Source organism: Mycobacterium sp. NTMscope_MAC_12 (assembly GCF_976985675.1).
Genome location: NZ_CDRJYY010000001.1, coordinates 791,264 through 814,613 on the forward strand (window position 1 = coordinate 791,264; position 23,350 = coordinate 814,613).

Below are 23,350 nucleotides of genomic sequence, written 5' to 3' on the forward strand. Positions count from 1 at the left end.
GTTCAGCGGAAGGAAGGTCGTTGACGGTGAAACTTTGGCTGGCTCAAGATCCCGAGGCCGACGCGCTGCTGGACGAGAATCCGTTGGCCCTGCTCATCGGGATGGTCCTCGATCAGCAGGTGCCGTTCGAGACCGCCTTTTCGGGACCGAAGAAGATCGCCGACCGCATGGGCAGCTTCGGCGCTCACGAGATCGCGGAGTACGACCCGGACAAGTTCGCCGCGCTGTGCTCGGAAAGGCCTGCGATCCACCGGTTTCCGGGATCGATGGCCAAACGTATCCAGACCCTGGCCCAGATCATCGTGGACGATTACGACGGCGACGCCGCGGGCTTGTGGACCGCGGGCGACCCCGACGGCGAGGAGCTGCTGCGGCGCATCAAGGGGCTGCCCGGTTTCGGCGCCGTTAAGGCGCAGATCTTTCTGGCGCTGCTGGGCAAGCAGTACGGGGTGACGCCGTCCGGGTGGCGACGAGCCGCCGGCGAGTTCGGCAAACCGGGCACGCACATCTCCGTCGCCGATATCGTCGACGCCGAATCGATGGGCGCGGTGCGTTCCTATAAGAAGCAGATGAAAGCGGCAGCCAAGGCGGCGAAGTAGTGGGTGCACAGAAGGGAAGGGCGGCAACGTGAAGACACACCTGACGTGTCCGTGCGGCGAAGCCATTGTCGGCAAGGACGAGGACGAGCTGGTCGAATTGACCCAGGCTCACCTCGCCAGCGTTCATCCTGGCCTCGAGTACGACCGCGACGCGATCCTGTTCATGGCGTACTAGTAGCGAACGCGCGTGACCCCGGTGCGGGGACACGCGCGTTCGCAGGTGGCGAGACGGTGACGGCGCCGGTCTGTTACGGCACCACCGTCGAGCCGATCGTGGGCATGAACTGGCACTGCTTTTCCTTGGTCGTGACCTGCCCGAAGATCGTCGACATGATGCTGCCCGAGCCCGTGTCGGCGATCGCGCTCAACGTCGTCGGCCCCTCCGGGTTGATGTCCGAACGCGGCTTGAGGGCGACGGTGCCGGACTTGCCGGTGGTCAGGTTCACCCAGGTGACGTTCAACGGCAGCTTCTGCACCTCGGCGGGTCCGGGCGTGCCGACCGCGGTGAACACGTAGGCGGTCTGCCCGGGCCCCGGGCCGGGAAGCGGAATCTTGGCCGGGCCCGCGACCGACAGTGCGGTGGCGATGGCGCTGCTGCCATCGGCAAGGCAGTTGGTGCCGATCGAGGGATACATGAAGTCCTGGGTCGGCGGCGTGTCGGCGCCGAACCCGGGGGCGGCCGCCGTCGGGGCGGCGTCCGGCGCAGCGGCGGGCGCCGGGGCTGGCGCCGCCGCGGCCTCCGGTGCCGGCGGCGCGGCGGCCGGCGCAGGTGGCGCCGGAACCGGTGCCGCGGCGGGCACATTCGCGGACTGGGCGGCGGGCTGGGCGGGCACGGGTGCCGGCGCTGGCCCGGCCGCGTGCGCCGGGTCGACGCCGGCGGGCAGGTGCGCCTCCGGTGCCGCTTCGGGTGCGGGACCCGCCGCGTGCACCGGGTCGATTCCGGTCGGCAGGTGCGCCTGCAAACCGGGTTCCACGCCGGTCGCGGGAACGTGTTGCACGGGTGCGGTGGGCTCTTGGACGAACTGATTCACCGCCGCCGCCACGTTTTTCGACTCGCTGGGAGCGGTCGGGCTGTGGGCGAAGGCTTGCGCGGCGGCCATCAGCAGTTGCGTCGCTTGCTGCGGGTCGCCCGCCGCTTGCTGGATGAGCGGGCTGAGCTGCGACAGGGCAGGCAGACCCGGCAGCTGTTGGGCCGCGTTGGATTGTGGTGTCGGCTGCGGCGCCGCCGGATCGGCTACCGCGCTCGGGCTAAGCCCGAGCGCGGCAACCGATGCCGTGACGACAGCGGCCAAACCTTTGGACAGATTCCAAGTGGTTGCCACGGTGTCCTCCGGTTCTCAGTGGTTGATTGGTCCGACTACGACGCTGCTCAAGGCAATGCGGCAAGCAGCGGCGCTGCCGGTCCGGCCGGGCTGGCAGCCGGCGCGGGTGCGGCCGGAGCGGCTGGTGCCGCCGGAGCCGCCGGGGTCTGGCCCGAAGCCAGCGCCGGCAGATCCTGCGGGAGCCGCACCTGCGAGGGCACCGGAAGGCCCGCGGGCATCGCCGGCATGTTGACCTGCGCCTGCGGGATTTGCGGTGCGGGCGGCGTGGCCGGCGCGCTCGGTGCCGACAGCCCCGGGATCGCGGGCAGGCCCGGGATCGACGAGGACGCCGGAGCGGCCGGGCTCGCGGCCGCCGGCTGTGCGCCGGTCAGGCCCTGAATCATTCCCGGAATGCCGGACGCCGCGGAAGGTGCCGCCGGCGCGGCCGGCGTCGCCGACTGCGCCAGCCCCGGAATGGACGGGAGCGCCGCCGGAGATGACGCGGGAGCGGCGGGTGCCGCCGGCGTCAGGCCGGGGATCGACGGGATGCCCGCCGTGGACGCCGACGCCGGCGAGGCGGCGGCCGGAACACCCGGGAAGCTGATGCCCGGTGTGGCCGGCGCCGAGGGCGGCGTGGCGCCCAGTGCGGTCGCGAGGTTTTGCAGGATTTGAGGTGCGTTGGCCGCCGAGCTGATCAGCTGCTGCGGAATGTTCGGCACCGCCGGAGCCGGCACGGGGTCGGCGTGGGCGATACCGCCCGTCAATAGTGCTGCGGACGAACCGGCCACGACGGCGGCTGCACGCAAGTAAGTCCAGATGGTTGGCATGACTCTCCCTGATTGATCGATTACAGGTCCCGCCGCTGAAGCTACTTTGATGCAGATGGGACTCAAGTGACACGTGTGGCATTTATTCATTCGTTACGGAGACGAGTGAGAGCGGTGACCGAAAGCGCGAAATGCGGTTCCCTAAATAGAAGTCCGGGACCGACGGGGCGGCGCCGCACGCCCCGATCGCTAAAGTCGGGCGGATAGAAACCATCTCGGCCGCCCCGGCGGCACCCATCACCCAGCGGTTGGCGAGTCTCCTCGAAGGGGGCGCGCCGATGCTGCTCATCGTGAGCATCGCCGCGCGGCTGGCCTGGACCTACCTGGCCCCCAACGGCGCGAACTTCGTCGACCTGCACGTCTACCTCGGCGGGGCCGCCGCGATCGACCATCCCGGCGCCCTGTACAGCTACGTCTACGCCGACCAGACACCGGACTTCCCGCTGCCGTTCACCTACCCGCCGTTCGCGGCCGTCGTCTTCTACCCGCTGCACCTGCTGCCGTTCGGGCTCGTCGCATTTCTGTGGCAGGTCGCGACCATGGCCGCCCTGTACGCCGCGATCCGGATCAGCCAGCGCCTGACGGGTGTGGCGGCCGGCCCCCGCGGCCGCCGACTCGCGATGGCGTGGACGGCGATCACGATCTGGATCGAGCCGCTGCGCAGCACATTCGACTACGGCCAGGTCAACGTGTTGCTCATGACCGCGGTGCTGTGGGCGGTCTACACCACGCGATGGTGGCTGTCGGGATTACTGGTCGGCGTGGCGGCCGGAATCAAGTTGACCCCCGCCATCTCCGGGGTCTATCTGGCCGGCGCCCGGCGGTGGGCCGCGGCGGTGTTCTCGGCGGTCGTTTTCGTTGCCACCATTGGGATTTCGGTCGTGGTGGTCGGGGATCAGACCCGCTACTACTTCACCGACCTGCTCGGCGACGCCCACCGGGTGGGCCCCATCGCCACCTCGTTCAATCAGTCGTGGCGCGGCGGCATCTCGCGCATCCTGGGCCACGACGTCGGGTTCGGCCCGCCGCTGGTGGTCGCCCTCGTCGTCACCGCGGTGCTGGCCGTCCTGGCCTGGCGCGCGCTGGACGCCGCCGACCAATTGGGCAGGCTGCTCGTGGTCGAGTTGTTCGGGCTGCTGCTCTCGCCGATTTCCTGGACCCACCACTGGGTGTGGCTGGTGCCGTTGATGATCTGGGCGATCCACGGCGCGGGGCGCACGCTGCGCGGGGCGCGAATCGTCGGCTGGGGCTGGTTGGTGCTGACCCTGATCGGCGTGCCGTGGTTGCTGAGCTTCGCTCAACCGACCATCTGGCAGATCAGCCGCCCGTGGTACCTGGCCTGGGCCGGGTTGATCTACACCGTGGCCGCGGTGGCGACGTTGATCTGGATCGCGGCCACCGGCAGCCGCGGGCGGTTCGCCACGCCCGGCGAACGCGCCGAGGCCACCGGCTAGCTGTCGACGATGCCGTTGATATCGCGGGCCATGTCGATATCGTTTTGTGTGATGCCACCCTCGGAGTGCGTGACGAGAGCGAAAGTGACTGTCCGCCAACGAATATCGATGTCCGGGTGATGGTCCTTGCTCTCCGCGTGCTCGCCCACCCGGCGCACGGCGTCGATGCCGGCGAGAAAACTCGGAAATTTGATTGAGCGGCGCAGGGCCCCATCGGCCCGCTCCCATCCGTCGAGCTCGGGCAGTGCGGCGTCTACTTGCTCATCCGTTAACACGGCCATATCGGACTCGTCCTCTCCTGTCGGATAACGGGTTGATCGAGGGGGCGGCCCCGAACGCGACCTCCCGCGAAGGTGGTCACCTACGAGGCTACGGCGGAGTTACCCGGTGCTTGCTTTTTCTGGTCCAACGCCACCACGACGTCCGCCTCCGGGAGGCTCTGTCTTTGCTGGTAAGCGGACTCCAGGCTGGTGGGAACGCCCTCTAGGTCGCGGGCCACGCCCATCAGTTCTTCCAGGATCATGATCCGTTGCTGATTCGCCTCGTCCATCGCCCGGTGGGCTCGCTCATCGAACTCGTGAGCTTTCTGCTTTGCGTCGGCGAGCAGCTGCTCACGTTCATGCTGGGCGTCCCGCGAGGCCGCATCGATCAATGCCTGGGCTTCGGCCCGCATCCCGGCGAGGTCGGCGTCGAGCTTCTTCCTGGTTTCCTCACACTCCACTTCGAGCGCTTTTCGCTGCACGGCCATGTGCTCCAACAACTCTCGGTGTTCTCGCCGCGCGGCCTCCCCCTCGGCCACGGCATCCGCGATCAGGGCATCCGCCTCGGCGCGCGCCTCGTCCTGCATCCGGGAAACCTCATCGAGCGTGCGCCGCAGCAGCTTCGCCATCCGATGCTGCATCGCATAGGGCGTCGGTGACGTGTCCGACAGTGCGGCGACCTCGTCCTTGAGGCAGGCGACCTCGATCCGCAGCCCGGCCGCTTCATTGCTGGATTCGTCTCGCTGGGTCCTGAGGTTCAGGACTTCGTCGATCAGTACCTTCTCCTTGGCGAGCAACGCCTCGATGTAGGGGTCGACCAGAGCCGGGTCATAGCCCCGGAAGATCCGAGTGAACGACTTTGCGGGTTTGGCGATCATTGTCAACTCCCCTCGTTGGAAGTGCCTGTAGTGGTCGTGACCGACTAGGGTCGAGTATTCCACGGCGGCGACTAAACCGTAAGAGAGTCGTTGTGTCCCAACATAATTCGATAGAGAAATCGACTGGGGTGGCCGTCTCGGCGGCAGTTTCGCGGGCGAGGCTGCACGGCCCTTGCTCCGATGCCGAGACGTTCGCCCTCGCGTGCGGGGCCCGAAGCTGTCCGGATCCCACCGGCGGTGCGGCCGGCGTTGCCGAGCGGTGGTGATTCGCAAGGGCGCCGTATACCGTCACTGGCCATGCCGACCCAGATCGTCGTCGCCGGCGCCCTCATCTGCGACGCGCGCGTCCTGGTGGCACAGCGCGTCCGCCCGCCGGAGTTGGCCGGCCGCTGGGAGCTACCCGGGGGCAAGGTCGCGCCCGGCGAGACCGAGCGCGACGCCCTGGTCCGCGAGCTGGCCGAGGAGCTGGGTTTGGCGACGGGCGACGTCGCGGTGGGCGACCGGCTCGGCGCGGACATCGCGGTGGACGGCGGGATCACGCTGCGCGCCTACCGGGCGCGTTTGCTCAGCGGCCGCCCGGACGCGCGTGATCACCGAGCCCTGCGCTGGATTACCGCCGCTGAGCTGCATGATCTCGACTGGGTGCCGGCCGACAGGGGCTGGCTGGCGGACTTGGCCGGCGCCCTGTGAACGCCCCTCATAACAAGCCCACAGACTTCCCGCAGCTGATGCACAGCCGCGTTGCAGGTCGCCACAGTCAACTGAATACGACGATATGACTTGTAGTAACGCCACACGAATCTGCCCTGGATGTGCGTGCCGATAGCCAGCCGAATGATTGTTCAGACCCTGCCGTCCCGGCTCGGTGCCCGACCGGGAGGCCCTCGCGTGCGCGAAAACCGATGCTCATGACCCTGTTTTCCCGGATTCACCGCGCGCGGCGAAGGTGATCGGCCCGTCCACGCCGACCTATGCTGGTGCTGTATCGCCGCCCAGGCCGCGGTCCCGAACTGCCGATGGTTGAGCCGATCCGAGTTGGTGCGGACGGGCGGATCACGGGGATGATCGCCGCACACAACTCAACTGGGATCACACGCAGGGCCGGACGACGAGGCGCGACGCTATCGACGAGGAGGAGTACTTCTTGACTGCCACACCGCACATTGGTGGAGTGCTCGAGGAGCTCTTGGAGCGCAGCGGGCGGTTCTTCACGCCGGGCGAGATCTCGGCTGACCTGCGCACCGTGACGCGGCAGGGCGGACGCGAGGCCGACGTGTTCTACCGCGACCGGTGGAGCCACGACAAGGTGGTTCGCTCCACGCACGGCGTGAACTGCACCGGGTCATGCTCGTGGAAGATCTACGTCAAAGACGGGATCATCACCTGGGAGACCCAGCAGACCGACTATCCGTCGGTGGGTCCGGACCGTCCCGAGTACGAGCCGCGTGGTTGCCCCCGCGGCGCCTCCTTCTCCTGGTACAGCTACTCGCCCACCCGGGTGCGCTACCCCTACGCCCGTGGCGTGCTGGTCGAGATGTACCGGGAAGCCAAGGCGCGGCTCGGCGATCCGGTGCTGGCGTGGGCCGACATCCAGGCCGATCCCGAGCGCCGCCGGCGCTATCAGCAGGCCCGCGGAAAGGGGGGACTGGTCCGCGTCACCTGGGCCGAGGCCACCGAGCTGATCGCCGCCGCGCACGTGCACACGATCAAGACCTACGGCCCGGATCGGGTCGCCGGATTTTCCCCGATCCCGGCGATGTCGATGGTCTCCTATGCCGCCGGCTCGCGCTTCTTCGAGCTGATCGGCGCCCCCATGACGTCGTTCTACGACTGGTACGCCGACCTCCCGGTGGCCTCACCGCAGGTGTTCGGCGACCAGACCGACGTCCCCGAGTCCGGAGACTGGTGGGACGCAGCGTATTTGATGATGTGGGGCTCCAACGTGCCGATCACCCGCACGCCGGACGCGCACTGGATGGCCGAGGCGCGCTACCGCGGCACCAAGGTCGTCACCGTCAGCCCCGACTACGCCGACAACACCAAGTTCGCCGATGAGTGGATGCCGTGCGCGGCCGGCACCGACGGGGCGCTGGCCATGGCGATGGGTCACGTCATTCTCTCGGAATGCTATGTGCAAAAGCAGGTCCCGTTCTTCACCGACTATTCGCGTCGCTACACCGATCTGCCGTTCCTGATCAAGCTGGAAGAACGCGGCGACATGCTGGTGCCGGGCAAGAACCTGACGGCGGCGGACCTGGGTGAGGCGGTCGAGAACGCGGCACTCAAGCCCGCGGTGCTGGACGAAGCCACCAATTCGGTTGTGGTTCCGCATGGTTCGCTGGGCTTCCGGTACGGCGAGTCCGGGGTGGGAAAGTGGAACCTGGATCTAGGTGACCTGGTGCCGGCGCTCAGCGTGCGAGACGCCCACGGCTCCAACGGGGATGGCAGCACCGCGCTGGTGCACATGCCCAGCTTCGACACCGTCGACGGCGAGGGCACGACCGTGGCGCGCGGTGTCCCGGTGCGCCGCATCGGTAAGCATGTGGTGTGCACCGTCTTCGACCTGATGCTCGCGCAGTACGGGGTGGCGCGCGAGGGGTTGCCCGGCGAATGGCCCACCGGCTACGACGACGCGACGCAGCAGAACACCCCGGCGTGGCAGGAGGCGATCACCGGTGTGTCGGCCGCCCAGGCCATCCGTGTGGCACGGGAATTCGCGCACAGCGCGGAGGAATCCGGCGGCCGCTCCATGATCATCATGGGCGGCGGCATCTGCCACTGGTTCCACGCCGACGCGATCTACCGTGCGGTGCTGGCGCTGCTGATGCTGACCGGGTCGATGGGCCGCAACGGAGGCGGCTGGGCCCACTACGTCGGCCAGGAAAAGGTGCGCCCGCTCACCGGATTTCACACGATGGCGATGGCCACGGACTGGGTGCGGCCGCCGCGGCAGGTGCCCGGTGCCTCGTACTGGTACGCGCACACCGACCAATGGCGCTATGACGGCTACGGGGCGGACAAGCTGGCCAGCCCGGTGGGCCGGGGCCGCTTCGCGGGCAAGCACACCATGGACCTGCTGGCGTCGGCGGTGGCCATGGGATGGAGCCCGTACTACCCGCAGTTCGACCGGTCGAGTTTGGACGTCGCCGACGAGGCGCGCGCCGCGGGCCGCGACGTCACCGACTACGTCGCCGAGCAGCTCGGCCAGCGCAAACTCAGACTCGCGGTGACCGATCCCGACAACCCCGTCAACTGGCCGCGGGTGCTTACCGTGTGGCGCGCCAACCTGATCGGGTCGTCGGGCAAGGGTGGCGAGTACTTCCTGCGCCACCTGCTGGGAACCGACTCCAACGCCTCAGCGGTGCCGCCCGAGGACGGGGTGCGCCCCGTCGATGTGACGTGTGAGGGGGACATCCCCGAGGGCAAGCTCGACCTGATGATGTCGATCGACTTCCGGATGACCTCGACGACGCTGGTTTCGGATGTCGTGCTGCCGGCGGCGACCTGGTACGAGAAGGCCGACATCTCCAGCACGGACATGCACCCCTACGTGCACGCGTTCAGCGCCGCGACCGACCCGCCCTGGGAAACCCGTTCGGACTTCGAGGCTTTCGGCGCGATCGCGCGCGCCTTCAGCGCCATGGCCAAGGAGCACCTGGGCACCCGCACCGACGTCGTGCTCAGCGCGCTGCAGCACGACACGCCCGACGCGATGGCCTATCCCGATGGCACCGAGCAGGATTGGCTGCACAACGGTGGGACGCCGGTGCCGGGCCGCACCATGGGCAAGCTGACCGTGGTGGACCGTGACTACGGTGCCATCTACGACAAGTGGCTGACGCTGGGTCCGCTGGTCGACAAGTTCGGGTTGACAACCAAGGGCATCACGGTGCACCCGTTCCGGGAGGTGGAGGAGCTCGCCGCCAAATTCGGTGTGCTCAAATCCGGTGTGGCAGCGGGCCGTCCGGCCGTCACCACCGCCGCACGGATGGCCGATGTGCTGCTGCTGTTGTCGGGGACGACCAACGGCCGGTTGGCGGTCGAGGGTTTCCACGAGCTGGAGAAGCGCACGGGTCAGCGCCTGGTGCATCTGGCCGAGGGCAGCGAGGACAAGCGCATCAGCTACGCCGACACCCAGGCGCGGCCCGTACCCGTGGTCACCAGCCCGGAATGGTCGGGCAGCGAAACGGGCGGTCGCCGCTACGCACCGTTCACCATCAACATCGAAAACCTCAAGCCGTTCCACACCCTGACCGGGCGGATGCATTTCTATCTGGCCCACGACTGGGTCGAGGAACTCGGCGAGCACCTGCCGGTCTTCCGGCCGCCGCTGGACATGGCCCGCTTGTTCGGCCAGCCACAGCTCGGCCCGACGGACGACGGAATCGGGCTCACCGTGCGGTACCTGACGCCGCACTCGAAGTGGTCCTTCCACTCCACCTACCAGGACAACCTGTACATGCTGTCGTTGTCCCGCGGCGGCCCGACGATGTGGATGAGCCCGGGCGATGCGGCGAAAATCCAAGTGCGCGACAACGATTGGGTCGAGGCGGTCAACGTCAACGGCATCTACGTGTGCCGGGCGATCGTCTCGCACCGGATGCCCGACGGGGTGGTGTACGTCTACCACGTGCAGGAGCGCACCGTCGACACCCCGCGCACCGAAACCAACAACAAGCGTGGCGGCAACCACAACGCGCTCACCCGGGTGCGGATCAAGCCCAGCCACCTGGCCGGCGGCTACGGTCAGCACGCGTTCGCATTCAACTACCTGGGGCCGACCGGCAACCAGCGCGACGAGGTGACCGTCGTGCGTCGCCGCAGCCAGGAGGTGACGTACTGATGAAGGTCATGGCGCAGTTGGCGATGGTGATGAACCTCGACAAGTGCATCGGTTGTCACACCTGCTCGGTGACCTGCAAGCAGGCGTGGACCAACCGATCCGGGACCGAATACGTGTGGTTCAACAACGTCGAAACCCGTCCCGGCCAAGGCTATCCGCGCACGTATGAGGACCAGGAGAAGTGGCGGGGCGGCTGGATTCGCGACAAGAAGGGCCGGCTGCGGTTGCGCGACGGCGGCCGTATCCAGAAGCTGCTGCGCATCTTCGCCAACCCGAAGCTGCCCGTCATCGGCGACTATTACGAGCCGTGGACCTACGACTACGAGAACCTGATCACCGCACCGGCGGGTGACACCTTCCCGACGGCCGCGCCCCGCAGCGCGATCAACGGTGAGCCGATGAAGGTGTCGTGGGGGCCGAACTGGGACGACAACCTGGCCGGCTCGTCGGAGATCCTGGCCGAGGACCCGATCCTGAAGAAGATCAGCGAGGAGATCAAACTTTCGCTCGAAGAGACCTTCATGTTCTACCTGCCCCGGATCTGCGAGCACTGCCTCAACCCCTCCTGCGTGGCGTCGTGCCCGTCGGGGGCGATGTACAAGCGCAGCGAGGACGGCATCGTGCTGGTCGACCAGGACCGCTGCCGCGGCTGGCGGATGTGCGTGTCCGGATGTCCTTACAAGAAGGTCTATTTCAACCACAAGACCGGCAAAGCCGAGAAGTGCACGCTGTGCTATCCGCGCATGGAGGTCGGCCTGCCGACCATCTGTTCGGAAACCTGTGTGGGGCGGCTGCGCTACCTCGGGGTGGTCCTCTACGACGCCGATCGGGTGCTGGCAGCGGCGTCGGTGGAAAAAGACACCGATCTCTACCAGGCGCAGTGCGAGATCCTGCTGGACCCTAACGATCCGAACGTCATCGCCGGTGCGCGGGCCGAGGGCATCCCCGACGAGTGGATCGAGGCCGCGCAACGTTCCCCGATCTACGCGCTCATCCACACCTACAAGGTGGCGCTGCCGCTACACCCGGAATACCGCACCATGCCGATGGTTTGGTACATCCCGCCGCTGTCACCGGTGGTCGACGCGGTCAGCCGCGACGGGCACGACGGGGAGGACATCGGCAACCTGTTCGGCGCGCTGGACGCGCTGCGCATCCCGATGCAATACCTGGCCGAGCTGTTCACCGCCGGCGATACCGCCGTCGTCGAAGGGGTGCTGCGGCGGCTCGCGGCGATGCGCTCCTACATGCGCGACATCAATCTCGGCCGCGACACCCAGCCGCACATCCCGCATTCGGTCGGCATGACCGAAGAACAGATCTACGAGATGTACCGGCTGCTCGCCATCGCGAAATACGAAGAGCGCTACGTGATTCCGACGGCCTTCGCCCCGCAGGCCCGCGAGCTCGAGGAGATGGGCTGTTCGTTGACGGGCGAGGGCGGCCCGGGCATGTACGAATCGGAGCCCGTCCCGGTGTCGGTGGAGACCTTCCACGCGCTCCAGCGTGGCGGCGCTGCAGACGCGGAACCCGTTCACGCGCGGCCGCGGGTGAACCTGCTCAATTGGGACGGTGGCCAGGTGCCCGCGGGAATGTTCCCCGAGGAGCAGAAGCGGTGAGACTCCTGTCCGCGCTCCGCGAGCGTTCCACCGGCCGGGCGATGCAGGATCGCCTGGTGTGGCAGGCGGCGTCGCTGCTGTTGGCCTACCCGGACGACGGGTTCGCCGAGCGCCTGGACGCCGTCGACGAAATACTCGGCCACATCAGCGGTCCCGCGGCGGCGCTCCTCGAGCAGACGGCGGCGGCGCTGCGTGCCCGTGAGCCGATGGCCGCCGCGATGGACTATGTCGCGACGTTCGACCTGCGCCGGCGCGCCACGATGTATCTGACGTACTGGACCGCGGGGGACACCCGCAACCGCGGCCGGGAGATGCTGGCGTTCGCCACCGCGTACCGGGAGGCGGGTGCGCAGCCGCCGAGCGGGGAGGCGCCCGATCACCTGACCGTGGTGCTCGAATTCGCCGCGACCGTCGATCCCGAGGCCGGCCGGCGACTGCTGGTCCAGCACCGCGTGCCGATCGACGTGTTGCGCGGCGCCCTGGCCGACGCCAAGTCACCGTACGAGCCGGTGGTTGCGGCGATCTGCGAGACCCTGCCGGCTGCCACCGATCAGGAGGTGCGCCGCGCCGAGCGGCTGGCGCAGGCCGGCCCGCCCGCGGAAGCCGTTGGGCTGCAACCGTTTACCTTGACCGTGCCACCCCGCAAAGGAACGCCAGGTGTTTAGCAACGTCCTGTTCTGGGATATCGCCCCGTACGTCACGCTGTCGGTCCTGATCGTGGGGACCTGGTGGCGCTACCGCTACGACAAGTTCGGCTGGACCTCACGGTCCTCGCAGATCTACGAGTCGCGACTGCTGAGCATCGCCAGCCCCGTCTTCCACTTCGGCATCCTGGCGGTGTTCGCCGGGCACGTGGTGGGGCTGTTCATCCCGCCGAAGGTCACACAGATGATGAAGATGAGCGACCACCTCTACCACATGCAGGCGGTCATCGCGGGCTCGGCGGCCGGCATCGCGACGCTGGTCGGAATCGGGCTGCTCGTGTACCGGCGGTTCACTCGCCCCGCCGTGTCCATGGCCACCACCCGCAGCGACAAGGTGATGTATGTGGTGCTGGTGCTGGCGATCGTGGTGGGCCTGTACTGCGACCTGATCGGCACGGGCCCGCACGGGGGCGAGTTCCACTATCGCTACACGGTCGGTTTGTGGTTCCGCCGGATCTGGATATTGCAGCCGCACGGCGAGGTGATGATCAACGCGCCGCTGGACTATCAGCTGCACGCGTTGATCGGCATGGTGCTGTTCACGCTGTGGCCCTTCACCAGGCTGGTGCACGTGTTCAGCGCCCCGGTCGTCTACCTGTTCCGGCCCTACATCGTCTACCGCAGCCGCGAGGCGGCGGGCAAGGGCCAGCTGGTGGGCACGGCGCCGCGGCGCCGGGGCTGGTAGCGGACCCGGCCAAGGCGCGAGGCGCCGTCTCGCCGTTCGGTGTGCGACGTGGGCTTTGGTCGTGCAGCCAGGCCGACGACACGCCGATCCGCCACGCCGCCACCGCACACTCAACGCCGCCACCGCACACTCAACGCCGCCACCGCACACTCAACGCCGGCGCCGGCCACCAGCCGGTTCGCTAGCCAGTTCGCTTTGACAGCCCCCCGCTGCCACAATCACCGACGTGTCATTTCGCAACGTCGCTATCGTCGCCCACGTCGACCACGGCAAGACCACCCTGGTTGACGCGATGCTGCGGCAGTCGGGCGCGCTGCACCACCGCGGTGACGACACCCAGGAACGCATCATGGACAGCGGTGACCTGGAGAAGGAAAAGGGCATCACCATCCTGGCCAAGAACACCGCGGTGCATCGCCATCACCCGGATGGGACCGTCACGGTGATCAACGTGATCGACACCCCCGGTCACGCCGACTTCGGCGGGGAGGTCGAGCGCGGGCTGTCCATGGTGGACGGGGTGCTGCTGCTGGTCGACGCGTCCGAGGGCCCGTTGCCGCAGACCCGGTTCGTGCTGCGCAAGGCGCTGGCCGCCCACCTTCCGGTGATCCTGGTCGTCAACAAGACCGACCGGCCCGACGCGCGCATCGCCGAGGTCGTCGAGGCCAGCCACGACCTGTTGCTCGACGTCGCGTCGGACCTGGACGACGAGGCGGCCGCGGCCGCCGAGCACGCGCTGGGCCTGCCGACGCTGTACGCGTCCGGGCGCGCGGGCATCGCCAGCACCGAGCAGCCCGCCGACGGCGAGGCGCCCGCCGGCGACAACCTGGACCCCCTGTTCGACGTGCTGATGGAAAACATCCCGGCGCCGTCGGGCGACCCGGAGGCCCCGCTGCAGGCGCTGGTGACCAACCTCGACGCCTCGGCGTTCCTCGGCCGGCTCGCCCTGATCCGGATCTACAACGGCAAGCTGCGCAAGGGCCAGCAGGTCGCGTGGATGCGCGAGGTCGACGGGTTGCCCGTCATCACCAGCGCCAAGATCACCGAGCTGCTCGCGACCGAAGGCGTCGAGCGCAGCGCCACCGACGAGGCGGTCGCTGGCGACATCGTCGCGGTGGCGGGCATCCCCGAGATCATGATCGGCGACACCCTGGCCGATCCCGACCACGCCCACGCGCTGCCGCGCATCACGGTCGACGAGCCCGCGATCTCGGTGACGATCGGCACCAACACCTCGCCGCTGGCGGGCAAGGTGTCCGGCCACAAGCTGACCGCGCGCATGGTCCGCGGCCGGCTGGACGCCGAGCTGGTCGGCAACGTGTCGATCCGGGTCGTCGACATCGACCGGCCCGACGCCTGGGAGGTGCAGGGCCGCGGCGAGCTCGCCCTGGCCGTGCTGGTCGAGCAGATGCGCCGGGAGGGCTTCGAGCTCACGGTCGGCAAGCCGCAGGTGGTGACCCGCACGATCGACGGCAAGCTGCACGAGCCGTTCGAGGCGATGACGATCGACTGCCCGGAAGAGTTCGTCGGCGCGATCACGCAGCTGATGGCCGCCCGGAAGGGCCGCATGGAAGAGATGGCCAACCACGCGGCGGGCTGGGTCCGGATGGACTTCATCGTGCCCAGCCGCGGACTGATCGGGTTCCGCACCGACTTCCTCACCCTCACCCGCGGCACCGGCATCGCCAACGCCGTGTTCGACGGCTACCGACCATGGGCCGGGGAGATCCGGGCCCGCCACACGGGGTCGCTGGTCTCCGACCGCGCGGGCACCATCACGCCGTTCGCGATGATCCAGCTCGCCGACCGGGGTCAGTTCTTCGTCGAGCCCGGCCAGGACACCTACGAGGGCATGGTCGTCGGAATCAACCCGCGCGCAGAGGATCTCGACATCAACGTCACCCGCGAGAAGAAGCTGACCAACATGCGGTCCTCGACCGCCGATGTCATCGAGACGTTGGCCAAGCCGCTCGAGCTCGACCTGGAGCAGGCCATGGAGTTCTGCGCGCAGGACGAATGCGTCGAGGTGACTCCGGAGATCGTGCGGGTGCGCAAGGTCGAGCTGGACGCCACCGCCCGGGCGCGCAGCCGGTCGCGCGCCAAGGCCCGGGGCTAACCTCTGGTGGTCGAACGGGCCGCTGCGCGGCTGCTCGCTACCCTGATCAGCGTGCCGAGACGCGTCCGCCGCTTGTTCATGGTGCTCGGCGGCCTCGTCTCGTTGGTCGGGCTGGTGGTTTCGGCGTGTACGGTCAACCCGCCGCCGGCGCCGCAGAGCACCGATACGCCGCACAACTCGGTTCCGCCGCCGCCCCGGGTCAGCGAGATCATCATGGGCATCGACTCGATCGGCGCGGGCTTCAATCCGCACCTGTTGTCCGACCTGTCCCCGGTGAACGCGGCGATCAGCGCGTTGGTGTTGCCGAGCGCCTTTCGGCCGGTTCCGGACACCACCGCGCCCACGGGCTCACGCTGGGAGATGGACCCGACGCTGTTGGTGTCCGCCGACGTGACGAGCCAGAACCCGTTCACCGTGACCTACAAGATCCGGCCGGAGGCGCAGTGGACCGACAACGCCCCCATCGCCGCGGACGACTTCTGGTACCTGTGGCGCCAGATGGTCAGTCAGCCCGGAGTCGTCGACCCGGCCGGTTATGACCTCATCACCGGCGTGCAGTCGCTCGAGGGCGGCAAGCAGGCGGTGGTGACGTTCGCGCAGCCGTATCCGGCGTGGAAAGAGTTGTTCAGCAACATCCTTCCCGCGCACATCGTCAAGGACGTGCCCGGCGGATTCGCGGCCGGGCTGGCCCGGGCGCTTCCGGTCACGGGTGGGCAGTTCCGCGTGGAAAGCATCGACCCCCAGCGCGACGAGATCCTGGTCGCCCGCAACGACCGCTACTGGGGGCCGCCGGCCAAACCCGCGCTCATCCTCTTCCGGCGCGCCGGGGCGCCCGCCGCGCTGGCCGACTCCGTGCGCAACGGCGACACCCAGGTGGCGCAGGTCCACGGCGGCTCGGCGGCCTTCGCGCAGCTGTCCGCCATTCCCGACGTCCGGACCGCGCGGATCGTGACGCCGCGGGTCATGCAGCTCACGCTGCGCGCGACCGAGCCCAAACTGTCTGACACGCAAGTCCGTAAGGCGATCCTGGGGTTGCTCGACGTCGACCTGCTCGCCGCCGTCGGCGCGGGCAGCGACAATACGGTCACCCTGGATCAGGCCCAGATCCGCGCGCCGAGCGATCCCGGCTACGAGCCGACCGCGCCGCCGGCGATGACGACGGCGGCCGCGCTGACCCTGCTGCAGGGGGCCGGATACCGGGTCGAACCCAATGCCTCGGCGTCACCCGCGCCGACCCCGGCGAACACCGGGCCGCCCGAGGTCATCCGGGGCCGGATCAGTAAGGACGGCCAACAGCTGTCGCTGGCGATCGGGGTGGCGGCCAATGACCCGACCGCGGTGGCGGTGGCCAACACCGCCGCCGACCAGTTGCGCAACGTCGGCATCGCCGCGACGGTGCTGGCGCTGGACCCCGTCACCCTCTACCGCGACGCGCTGAACGACAGCCGCGTGGATGCGATCGTCGGCTGGCACCAGGCGGGTGGAAACCTGGCGACCCGCCTCGCTTCCCGCTACGGCTGTCCCGCGCTGCAATCGACCCAGGTCCCGGCCACCGGGGAGGCGACGCCGGCCTCGTCGGCTCCCGCCGGGCCCGCGCCGTCCACCGGGCCGGGCACCACGACCGCCCCCACCTCGACACTGCCGACGTCCGCACCGCCGCCCAGCCGGCCCGCGGATCCCAACGCTTTGGTGCAGGCGCCGTCGAACTTCACCGGGATCTGCGATCGCAGCATCCAGTCGAACATCGATGCCGCCCTCAACGGCACCAAGAGCATCAACGACGTCATCACCGCGGTCGAACCGCGGCTGTGGAACATGTCCACGGTGTTGCCGATCCTGCAGGACACCACGATCGTCGCGGCCGGACCGAGCGTGCAGAACGTCAGCCTGTCCGGCGCCGTTCCGGTCGGCATCGTGGGCGACGCCGGCCAGTGGATCAAAACCGGGCCCTAAGCGGTCGGCCGCGCGGCCCGCGGCGGGATCACGGTGTCGACGATGAGCGCCAGCTCCCGCCGGTTCGGCGCCGACCCGTTCAGCAGGAAGTGCTGGTTGATCAACGCCGGCCCGATGCGCGCGGTCAGCGGTGTGATCGTCGTCGGATCGAGGTCACCGTCTGCCACGGCGGCCTGCAGGATCGATTCCACGATCCGCAGGCGCGGCCGCACCACGGCGTCGGCGAAAATGGTCCGCATTTCCGGTTCGTGCAAGAGCTGATGGATGACGTCCAAGCCGGGAAAGGCGGTCTTTCCGGCCAGCAGGTCGCGCTGGGCGGTGAACATCGCCAGCAAGTTCTCCCGGGCCGAACGACCCGAACGCAGCTCGGGCAGCGGCGGCAGCGCGAAAACCAAAGCGGCGTGCACCAGCTCGCACTTGGTGTCCCAGCGGCGGTAGAGCGCGGCCTTGCCGGTGTGGGCGCGCGCCGCGATCCCCTCCATGGTCAGGCCCCCGTACCCGACTTCGGTCAGTTCGGCCAGGGTGGCCTCGTAGAGGGCGCGTTCGAGGACCTCGCCTCGCCGGCGGCTTCGGCTGCCGGTCTGGTCTGCGTCCGTGAGCTGAGGCATTTTTCGATAGTAGCCGTGCGCGTTCCTATCTGCTGCGTGTCGGTAGGGTGCCGTCCATGCCTGAGACGCCGCGGCTGTTGTTCGTCCACGCACATCCCGACGACGAAAGCCTCGGCACCGGCGCCACCATCGCCCACTACTCCGCCCGCGGCGCGGACGTCCGCGTCGTCACCTGCACGCTGGGCGAGGAGGGCGAGGTGATCGGCGATCGGTGGGCCGAGCTCGCCGTCGATCGCGCCGACCAACTCGGCGGCTACCGCATCGGCGAATTGACCGCCGCGTTGCGTGCGCTGGGGGTCGACGGCCCCAGCTATCTCGGCGGCGCCGGCCGGTGGCGCGATTCGGGCATGCGCGGCACCCCCACGCGGCACCGGCAACGCTTCATCGACGCCGACGAGCGCGAGAGCGTCGGCGCGCTGGTGGCCCTCATTCGCGAGCAGCGCCCCCACGTCGTCGTCACCTACGATCCCGCCGGCGGCTATGGGCATCCCGATCACGTGCATGCGCACACGGTGACCACGGCCGCCGTCGCCGCGGCGGCCGGCGCTTCCGAGTTTCCCGGCGAGCCGTGGGCCGTGCCGAAGTTCTACTGGTCGGTCTTCTCCACCCGGGCATTCGAGGCGGGCCTGGCCGCGCTGACGCCCGAGGACCTGCTGCCGGAATGGTCGCTCCCGTCGGAGGAGGGGTTCACGTTCGGATACGACGACGGCGACATCGACGCCGTCGTCGAGACCGGCGCGGATGCCCTGGACGCCAAACGGGCGGCGCTCGCGGCGCACGCCACCCAGGTGGTCGTCGGGCCCACCGGCCGCGCGTGCGCCCTGTCCAACAACGTGGCGCTGCCGATCGTGGGGCATGAGCATTACGTCCTGGCCGCCGGCGATGCGGGGGAGCGCGACGGGCGTGGCTGGGAGACCGATCTGCTCGCAGGGCTCGATCTCAGCGCGGCCAGCACGCGGTAGGCTCCAAACAGGCAGCCACGGAAGGAATTCGCATGGACCCCGACCTGGACCCTAATCAGCAGCACTGGCAGGACCGGCTCGACAGCCTGCAGTGGGTTATCGGCTCGATACTCTCCAACATCGACAGCGTTCCGACCTGACCGACATCCAGCCACGCGTCGCCTCCGTTGAAGACAGCGGCGCAACAGACCCCGCGATTCGTTTCGTTGTCCTGTCCCTCTTGGCGGTCGATGGGGTTCTTTCCGCACTAGCCGGGGCCCTGCTGCTGCCTTTCTATATCGGGACGGTTCCGTTTCCCCTCAGCGGATTGATTTCCGGGCTGGTCAACGCGGCCCTGGTGTGGGCCGCGGGGCGATGGGCCCGGTCCCCCCGGGTGGCGGCACTGCCGCTGTGGACGTGGCTGCTGACGGTGGCGGTGATCAGCCTGGGCGGACCGGCCGACGACGTCATCCTGGGCGGTCGCGGCCTGATGGCCTACGCGGCCCTGCTGCTGCTGGTGCTCGGGGTGGTGCCGCCGGTCTGGGTGCTGTGGCGGCGCGGCCACAGCGGCTGATCTTGGCCTGCGCCGAGCGATCGTTTCGGCCGGGATGTCGCCCGCTTGTGCCCACGGGCATGGCGCTACTGTTGACTGTTGCCCATACGGGACCCGCCGCGGGTGCCACGATTTCACATGTTGGGACGCACGGATGAAATTCGATCGTGGGGAAGTTACACCAAGGTGCTGTTGACTCCGGGCGAGGAGCCTACCGCTTTGCCTGATCCACAGATTCCGGCGAAGGCCAGTGCGTCGAAGGCCGACGCGTCGGCGCTGCGACGGGTATTGCGGCGGGCGCGGGATGGCGTTGCGCTGAACATCGACGAGGCCGCGGTGGCGATGACCGCGCGCGGCGCGGATCTGGCCGACCTGTGCGCCAGCGCGGCCCGGGTGCGCGACGCGGGCCTGGAGTCGGCCGGACGGCGCGGCCCCGGCGGCCGGCTGCCGATCACCTACTCCCGCAAGGTCTTTATCCCGGTCACCCACCTGTGCCGCGACAACTGCCATTACTGCACGTTCGTCACCGTGCCGGGCAAGCTGCGCGCCGAGGGCGCCGGCATGTACCTCGAGCCCGACGAGATACTCGACATCGCCCGCCGTGGCGGCGAACTTGGTTGCAAGGAAGCACTATTCACGCTCGGGGACCGTCCCGAGGATCGCTGGCCGGGGGCGCGCGAGTGGCTCGGTCAACGAGGCTACGATTCGACGCTGTCCTACGTGCGGGCGATGGCGATCCGGGTGCTCGAGGAAACCGGGTTGCTGCCGCACTTGAACCCCGGTGTGATGAGCTGGTCGGAAATGGCGCGGCTCAAGCCGGTGGCGCCGTCGATGGGCATGATGCTCGAGACGACCTCGCGGCGGCTGTTCGAAACGAAAGGGCTTGCGCACTACGGCAGCCCGGACAAAGACCCGGCGGTCCGGTTGCGCGCGTTGACCGACGCGGGACGGCTGTCGATTCCGTTCACCACCGGGCTGCTGGTCGGCATCGGCGAGACACTGGAAGAACGCGCCGACACCTTGCACGCGATTCGCAAGTCGCACAAGGAGTTCGGTCATGTGCAAGAAGTGATCGTGCAGAATTTCCGGGCCAAGGAACACACCGCCATGGCCGCGGTTCCCGACGCCGGCATCGAGGATTACCTGGCGACGGTGGCGGTGGCGCGGCTGGTGCTCGGCCCCGGCATGCGTATCCAGGCGCCGCCGAACCTGGTCTCGCGCGAGGAGTGCCTGGCGCTGGTCGGCGCCGGAGTCGACGACTGGGGCGGTGTCTCGCCGCTGACGCCCGACCACGTCAACCCGGAGCGGCCGTGGCCGGCCCTGGACGAATTGGCCGCCGTCACCGCCGAAGCCGGTTACGAGCTGGTCCAGCGGTTGACCGCGCAGCCCAAATACGTGCAAGGGGGCGCGGCCTGGATCGACCCGCGGGTGTCCGGACATGTGCAGGCGCTGGCCGATCCGGCCACCGGTCTGGCCCGCGACGTCAACCCGGTGGGGCTGCCGTGGCAGGAGCCCGACGACGTCGGTTCGGTGGGCCGGGTCGACCTCAACGCCGCGATCGACAGCGAGGGCCGTAACACCGAAACCCGCAGCGACATCGAGAGCGCCTTCGGCGACTGGGAATCGATCCGCGCGCACGTCCACGAACTCGCCGCGCAGGGCGCCAGCGCGCCAGAACGCCTGGACACCGACGTGCTTGCCGCGCTGCGCTCCGCCGAACGCGATCCCGCCGGCTGCAGCGACAACGAATACCTGTCACTGGCCACCGCCGACGGTCCCGCGCTGGAAGCCGTTGCCGCACTGGCGGATTCGTTACGCCGTGACACGGTCGGTGACGACGTGACGTTCGTCGTCAACCGCAACATCAACTTCACCAACATCTGCTACACCGGGTGCCGGTTCTGTGCGTTCGCGCAGCGCAAGGGCGACGCCGACGCGTATTCGCTGTCCACCGACGAGGTCGCCGACCGCGCCTGGGAGGCGCACGTCGAAGGCGCCACCGAGGTGTGCATGCAGGGCGGCATCGACCCCGAGCTGCCCGTCACCGGTTACGCCGACCTGGTCCGCGCCGTCAAGGCGCGGGTGCCGTCGATGCACGTGCACGCGTTCTCTCCGATGGAGATCGCCAACGGGGTGACCAAGAGCGGGTTGAGCGTGCGCGAGTGGCTCACCAGTTTGCGCGAAGCGGGCCTGGACACCATCCCCGGCACCGCCGCCGAGATCCTCGACGACGAAGTGCGCTGGGTGCTGACCAAGGGCAAGCTGCCGACCTCGATGTGGATCGAGATCGTCACCGCCGCGCACGAGGTGGGGCTGCGGTCGTCGTCGACCATGATGTACGGCCACGTGGACAGCCCGCGGCACTGGGTCGGCCACCTCAACGTGCTGCGCGACATCCAGGACCGCACCGGCGGTTTCACCGAGTTCGTGCCGTTGCCGTTCGTGCACCAGAGCTCGCCGCTGTACCTGGCCGGCGCGGCCCGGCCCGGGCCCACCCACCGCGACAACCGGGCCGTACACGCGCTGGCGCGAATCATGTTGCACGGCCGCATCTCCCAGATCCAGACCAGCTGGGTCAAGCTCGGTGTCGAGCGCACGCAGGTGATGCTCAACGGCGGCGCCAACGACCTGGGCGGCACGCTGATGGAGGAGACCATCTCGCGGATGGCCGGCTCGGAATACGGGTCGGCCAAGACGGTGGCCGAACTGACCGCGATCGCCGAAGGCATCGGGCGACCGGCGCGCCAGCGCACCACCGACTACACGCCGTTGGCCGCGTAGCCGCTTGCCGGTCAGGCGCGGCGGGTATACCCGACGCCGTGACGCGACGAGTTGACGAAGACCGATTCCCGGAGTGGCGGCCGTTCGTGGATGCCGTGCAACGGCACGGCCCGGACGCCGGCACCTGGTGTGAGGCCTGGACGGTGCGCGACTCGCTTTCGTAGGTCGTCCTCGGCCTGGAAACGCCGAAGAACTCGCGCGAGTGCTCGGCGGCCACCTGGCCGGTCAGCCGGTGGCCACCCGCGGGTTCGAGGAGCGCGAGGGTCCGCTGCGCGCCTTGAACGACGCGGACCTGTGGGACGCGCTGCTAGACCGGATGGCCACCCTCGGTGACGTCGCGGCGGCGGCCGAAGGAGCGCCCGCCGACACCGACGTCGCCTGGACCGGCCGCACCATGAAGGTGCCGTGGTTCGCCGAGCACATGCGCGAAGAGCTCGTCCTGCACAGCTGGGACATCACCGGCGACGAACCGGCCGCCCAGGCCCGGCTGGCCGAGCCATGGATGACCACGCACAGCGTCGTCGCGGTCGGCAAGCCGCTGTTGGCGAAGGGGGCCAGGCTGCTGAACCCAGGTGAGCGCATCGAGGCTCGCCTGCGGGCCGAGGGCACCGACGACGTCGTCCTGACCGCCGATCCGGATCAGGTCACCATCGGATTCGCCGAGCCGGACGGCCCGGCCACCCTGGACACCGACGCGGCCGCGCGCGTGCTGCTCCTGTGGGGGCGCAGGCCCGCCGACCCGTCACGCATTCGCAGCCGCGTCGGGCCGGAGACCCTGGGACGGGTGCGCCGCCTGCTCGGCGGCTACTGAACCGCTTCGTACGAAGCGATCGGCTCAGTAGTTGTTACAGGTGACCGCGACCTGGTTGATGGTGTTGTAGTACTTCTGCGCCGCCGGCATGGCCTGGATCTGCTGGGCCATCTGCTCGCGCTTGGGCGGCGGCGCGGCCAGGAAGTTGCGGATGTAGGACTGCGCCACCGGCGACGAGTTCAACTGCTGGGCAGCTGCCGGGTCGGTCGCGTTGAGCGCCGCAATCACCTGTCCGTAGTTGCAGGTGGTGTTGATGATCGCGTCCGTGGGGTCGGCGGATGCGATCCCGGCCGCGGCGGTCAACGCCACTGCCGCGCTGCCAACCGCAACGCCCAATTTGCTCAACGACACCCTCATGTGTGGACACCTTCCCCAGTTAATGCACCGCTCTTACGGCGAAAAAATCTGCCCAGCGGT

The 23,350-nt window shown here is 68.8% G+C and carries 19 protein-coding genes and 1 pseudogene; 14 read left to right on the forward strand and 6 right to left on the reverse strand.

Annotated elements, in window-relative coordinates:
- Positions 1 to 26 precede the first annotated feature (26 nt).
- Both AC0KS4_RS03880 and AC0KS4_RS03885 read left to right on the forward strand, forming a co-directional pair.
- A complete protein-coding gene (locus tag AC0KS4_RS03880; protein WP_225328153.1) occupies positions 27 to 599 on the forward strand; it encodes an HhH-GPD-type base excision DNA repair protein in 573 nt (190 codons plus the stop codon).
- A 28-nt stretch (positions 600 to 627) separates the two neighbouring features.
- Positions 628 to 774: a hypothetical protein gene (locus AC0KS4_RS03885; protein ID WP_007169078.1), complete on the forward strand. Its 147-nt coding sequence runs from the start codon at positions 628 to 630 to the stop codon at positions 772 to 774.
- 73 nt (positions 775 to 847) lie between these two features.
- Here AC0KS4_RS03885 and AC0KS4_RS03890 read toward each other — a convergent pair whose 3' ends face one another.
- A complete protein-coding gene (locus AC0KS4_RS03890) occupies positions 848 to 1,921 on the reverse strand; it encodes an Rv1157c family protein (RefSeq protein WP_238958146.1) in 1,074 nt (357 codons plus the stop codon).
- Between the two features lie 47 nt (positions 1,922 to 1,968).
- Complete coding sequence (locus AC0KS4_RS03895; protein ID WP_225330461.1) at positions 1,969 to 2,727, reverse strand: hypothetical protein; 759 nt, start codon at positions 2,725 to 2,727, stop codon at positions 1,969 to 1,971.
- Positions 2,728 to 2,912: 185 nt separating this feature from the next.
- Between AC0KS4_RS03895 and AC0KS4_RS03900 the strand changes: the two genes are divergently transcribed.
- Complete coding sequence (locus tag AC0KS4_RS03900) at positions 2,913 to 4,181, forward strand: mannosyltransferase (RefSeq protein WP_238958387.1); 1,269 nt, start codon at positions 2,913 to 2,915, stop codon at positions 4,179 to 4,181.
- Here the strand turns inward: AC0KS4_RS03900 and AC0KS4_RS03905 are convergent.
- Positions 4,178 to 4,462 (reverse strand): 4a-hydroxytetrahydrobiopterin dehydratase, encoded by a 285-nt coding sequence (locus tag AC0KS4_RS03905; RefSeq protein ID WP_066868689.1) that lies wholly within the window; start codon positions 4,460 to 4,462, stop codon positions 4,178 to 4,180. The two genes, AC0KS4_RS03900 and AC0KS4_RS03905, sit on opposite strands and share 4 nt — an antisense overlap.
- A gap of 80 nt (positions 4,463 to 4,542) precedes the next feature.
- Positions 4,543 to 5,319, reverse strand: coding sequence for a cell division protein DivIVA (locus AC0KS4_RS03910; protein WP_225330460.1), 777 nt, complete (start codon positions 5,317 to 5,319; stop codon positions 4,543 to 4,545).
- Between the two features lie 297 nt (positions 5,320 to 5,616).
- Between AC0KS4_RS03910 and AC0KS4_RS03915 the strand changes: the two genes are divergently transcribed.
- The 7 genes from AC0KS4_RS03915 (at position 5,617) to AC0KS4_RS03945 (ending at position 17,239) form a co-directional block, all read left to right on the forward strand.
- Positions 5,617 to 6,009, forward strand: coding sequence for a (deoxy)nucleoside triphosphate pyrophosphohydrolase (locus AC0KS4_RS03915; RefSeq protein WP_225330459.1), 393 nt, complete (start codon positions 5,617 to 5,619; stop codon positions 6,007 to 6,009).
- Positions 6,010 to 6,463: 454 nt separating this feature from the next.
- The gene (locus AC0KS4_RS03920; protein WP_225330458.1) at positions 6,464 to 10,162 is read left to right on the forward strand and encodes a nitrate reductase subunit alpha; all 3,699 of its coding nucleotides are present in this window, start codon (positions 6,464 to 6,466) and stop codon (positions 10,160 to 10,162) included.
- On the forward strand, positions 10,162 to 11,781 hold the full coding sequence (gene narH, locus AC0KS4_RS03925) for a nitrate reductase subunit beta (protein ID WP_238958145.1): 1,620 nt from the start codon (positions 10,162 to 10,164) through the stop codon (positions 11,779 to 11,781). The genes AC0KS4_RS03920 and narH overlap by 1 nt, the downstream gene beginning before the upstream one ends.
- Positions 11,778 to 12,446, forward strand: coding sequence for a nitrate reductase molybdenum cofactor assembly chaperone (gene narJ, locus AC0KS4_RS03930; RefSeq protein ID WP_225330456.1), 669 nt, complete (start codon positions 11,778 to 11,780; stop codon positions 12,444 to 12,446). Before narH ends, narJ begins: the two co-directional genes overlap by 4 nt.
- Complete coding sequence (narI, locus tag AC0KS4_RS03935; protein WP_225330455.1) at positions 12,439 to 13,170, forward strand: respiratory nitrate reductase subunit gamma; 732 nt, start codon at positions 12,439 to 12,441, stop codon at positions 13,168 to 13,170. The genes narJ and narI overlap by 8 nt, the downstream gene beginning before the upstream one ends.
- Positions 13,171 to 13,396: 226 nt before the next feature.
- On the forward strand, positions 13,397 to 15,286 hold the full coding sequence (gene typA / locus AC0KS4_RS03940) for a translational GTPase TypA (protein WP_238958144.1): 1,890 nt from the start codon (positions 13,397 to 13,399) through the stop codon (positions 15,284 to 15,286).
- 45 nt (positions 15,287 to 15,331) lie between these two features.
- A complete protein-coding gene (locus tag AC0KS4_RS03945) occupies positions 15,332 to 17,239 on the forward strand; it encodes an ABC transporter family substrate-binding protein (protein ID WP_238958386.1) in 1,908 nt (635 codons plus the stop codon).
- Here AC0KS4_RS03945 and AC0KS4_RS03950 read toward each other — a convergent pair.
- Positions 17,236 to 17,847 (reverse strand): TetR/AcrR family transcriptional regulator, encoded by a 612-nt coding sequence (locus AC0KS4_RS03950; RefSeq protein WP_238958143.1) that lies wholly within the window; start codon positions 17,845 to 17,847, stop codon positions 17,236 to 17,238. The genes AC0KS4_RS03945 and AC0KS4_RS03950 overlap by 4 nt on opposite strands.
- A gap of 56 nt (positions 17,848 to 17,903) precedes the next feature.
- Between AC0KS4_RS03950 and mshB the strand changes: the two genes are divergently transcribed.
- The 4 genes and pseudogenes from mshB (at position 17,904) to AC0KS4_RS03970 (ending at position 22,933) form a co-directional block, all read left to right on the forward strand.
- Positions 17,904 to 18,809 (forward strand): N-acetyl-1-D-myo-inositol-2-amino-2-deoxy-alpha-D-glucopyranoside deacetylase, encoded by a 906-nt coding sequence (mshB, locus tag AC0KS4_RS03955; protein ID WP_225329959.1) that lies wholly within the window; start codon positions 17,904 to 17,906, stop codon positions 18,807 to 18,809.
- Between the two features lie 91 nt (positions 18,810 to 18,900).
- Positions 18,901 to 19,362 carry a hypothetical protein gene (locus tag AC0KS4_RS03960; RefSeq protein ID WP_225329958.1) on the forward strand — a complete coding sequence of 154 codons (462 nt, stop codon included), beginning with the start codon at positions 18,901 to 18,903 and terminating at the stop codon, positions 19,360 to 19,362.
- A 117-nt stretch (positions 19,363 to 19,479) separates the two neighbouring features.
- Positions 19,480 to 22,122 carry a bifunctional FO biosynthesis protein CofGH gene (locus AC0KS4_RS03965; protein ID WP_425326371.1) on the forward strand — a complete coding sequence of 881 codons (2,643 nt, stop codon included), beginning with the start codon at positions 19,480 to 19,482 and terminating at the stop codon, positions 22,120 to 22,122.
- Positions 22,123 to 22,160: 38 nt separating this feature from the next.
- Positions 22,161 to 22,933: pseudogene (locus AC0KS4_RS03970) on the forward strand (maleylpyruvate isomerase N-terminal domain-containing protein).
- 24 nt (positions 22,934 to 22,957) lie between these two features.
- Here AC0KS4_RS03970 and AC0KS4_RS03975 read toward each other — a convergent pair.
- On the reverse strand, positions 22,958 to 23,290 hold the full coding sequence (locus AC0KS4_RS03975; protein ID WP_008254522.1) for a hemophore-related protein: 333 nt from the start codon (positions 23,288 to 23,290) through the stop codon (positions 22,958 to 22,960).
- Between the last annotated feature and the right edge of the window lie 60 nt (positions 23,291 to 23,350).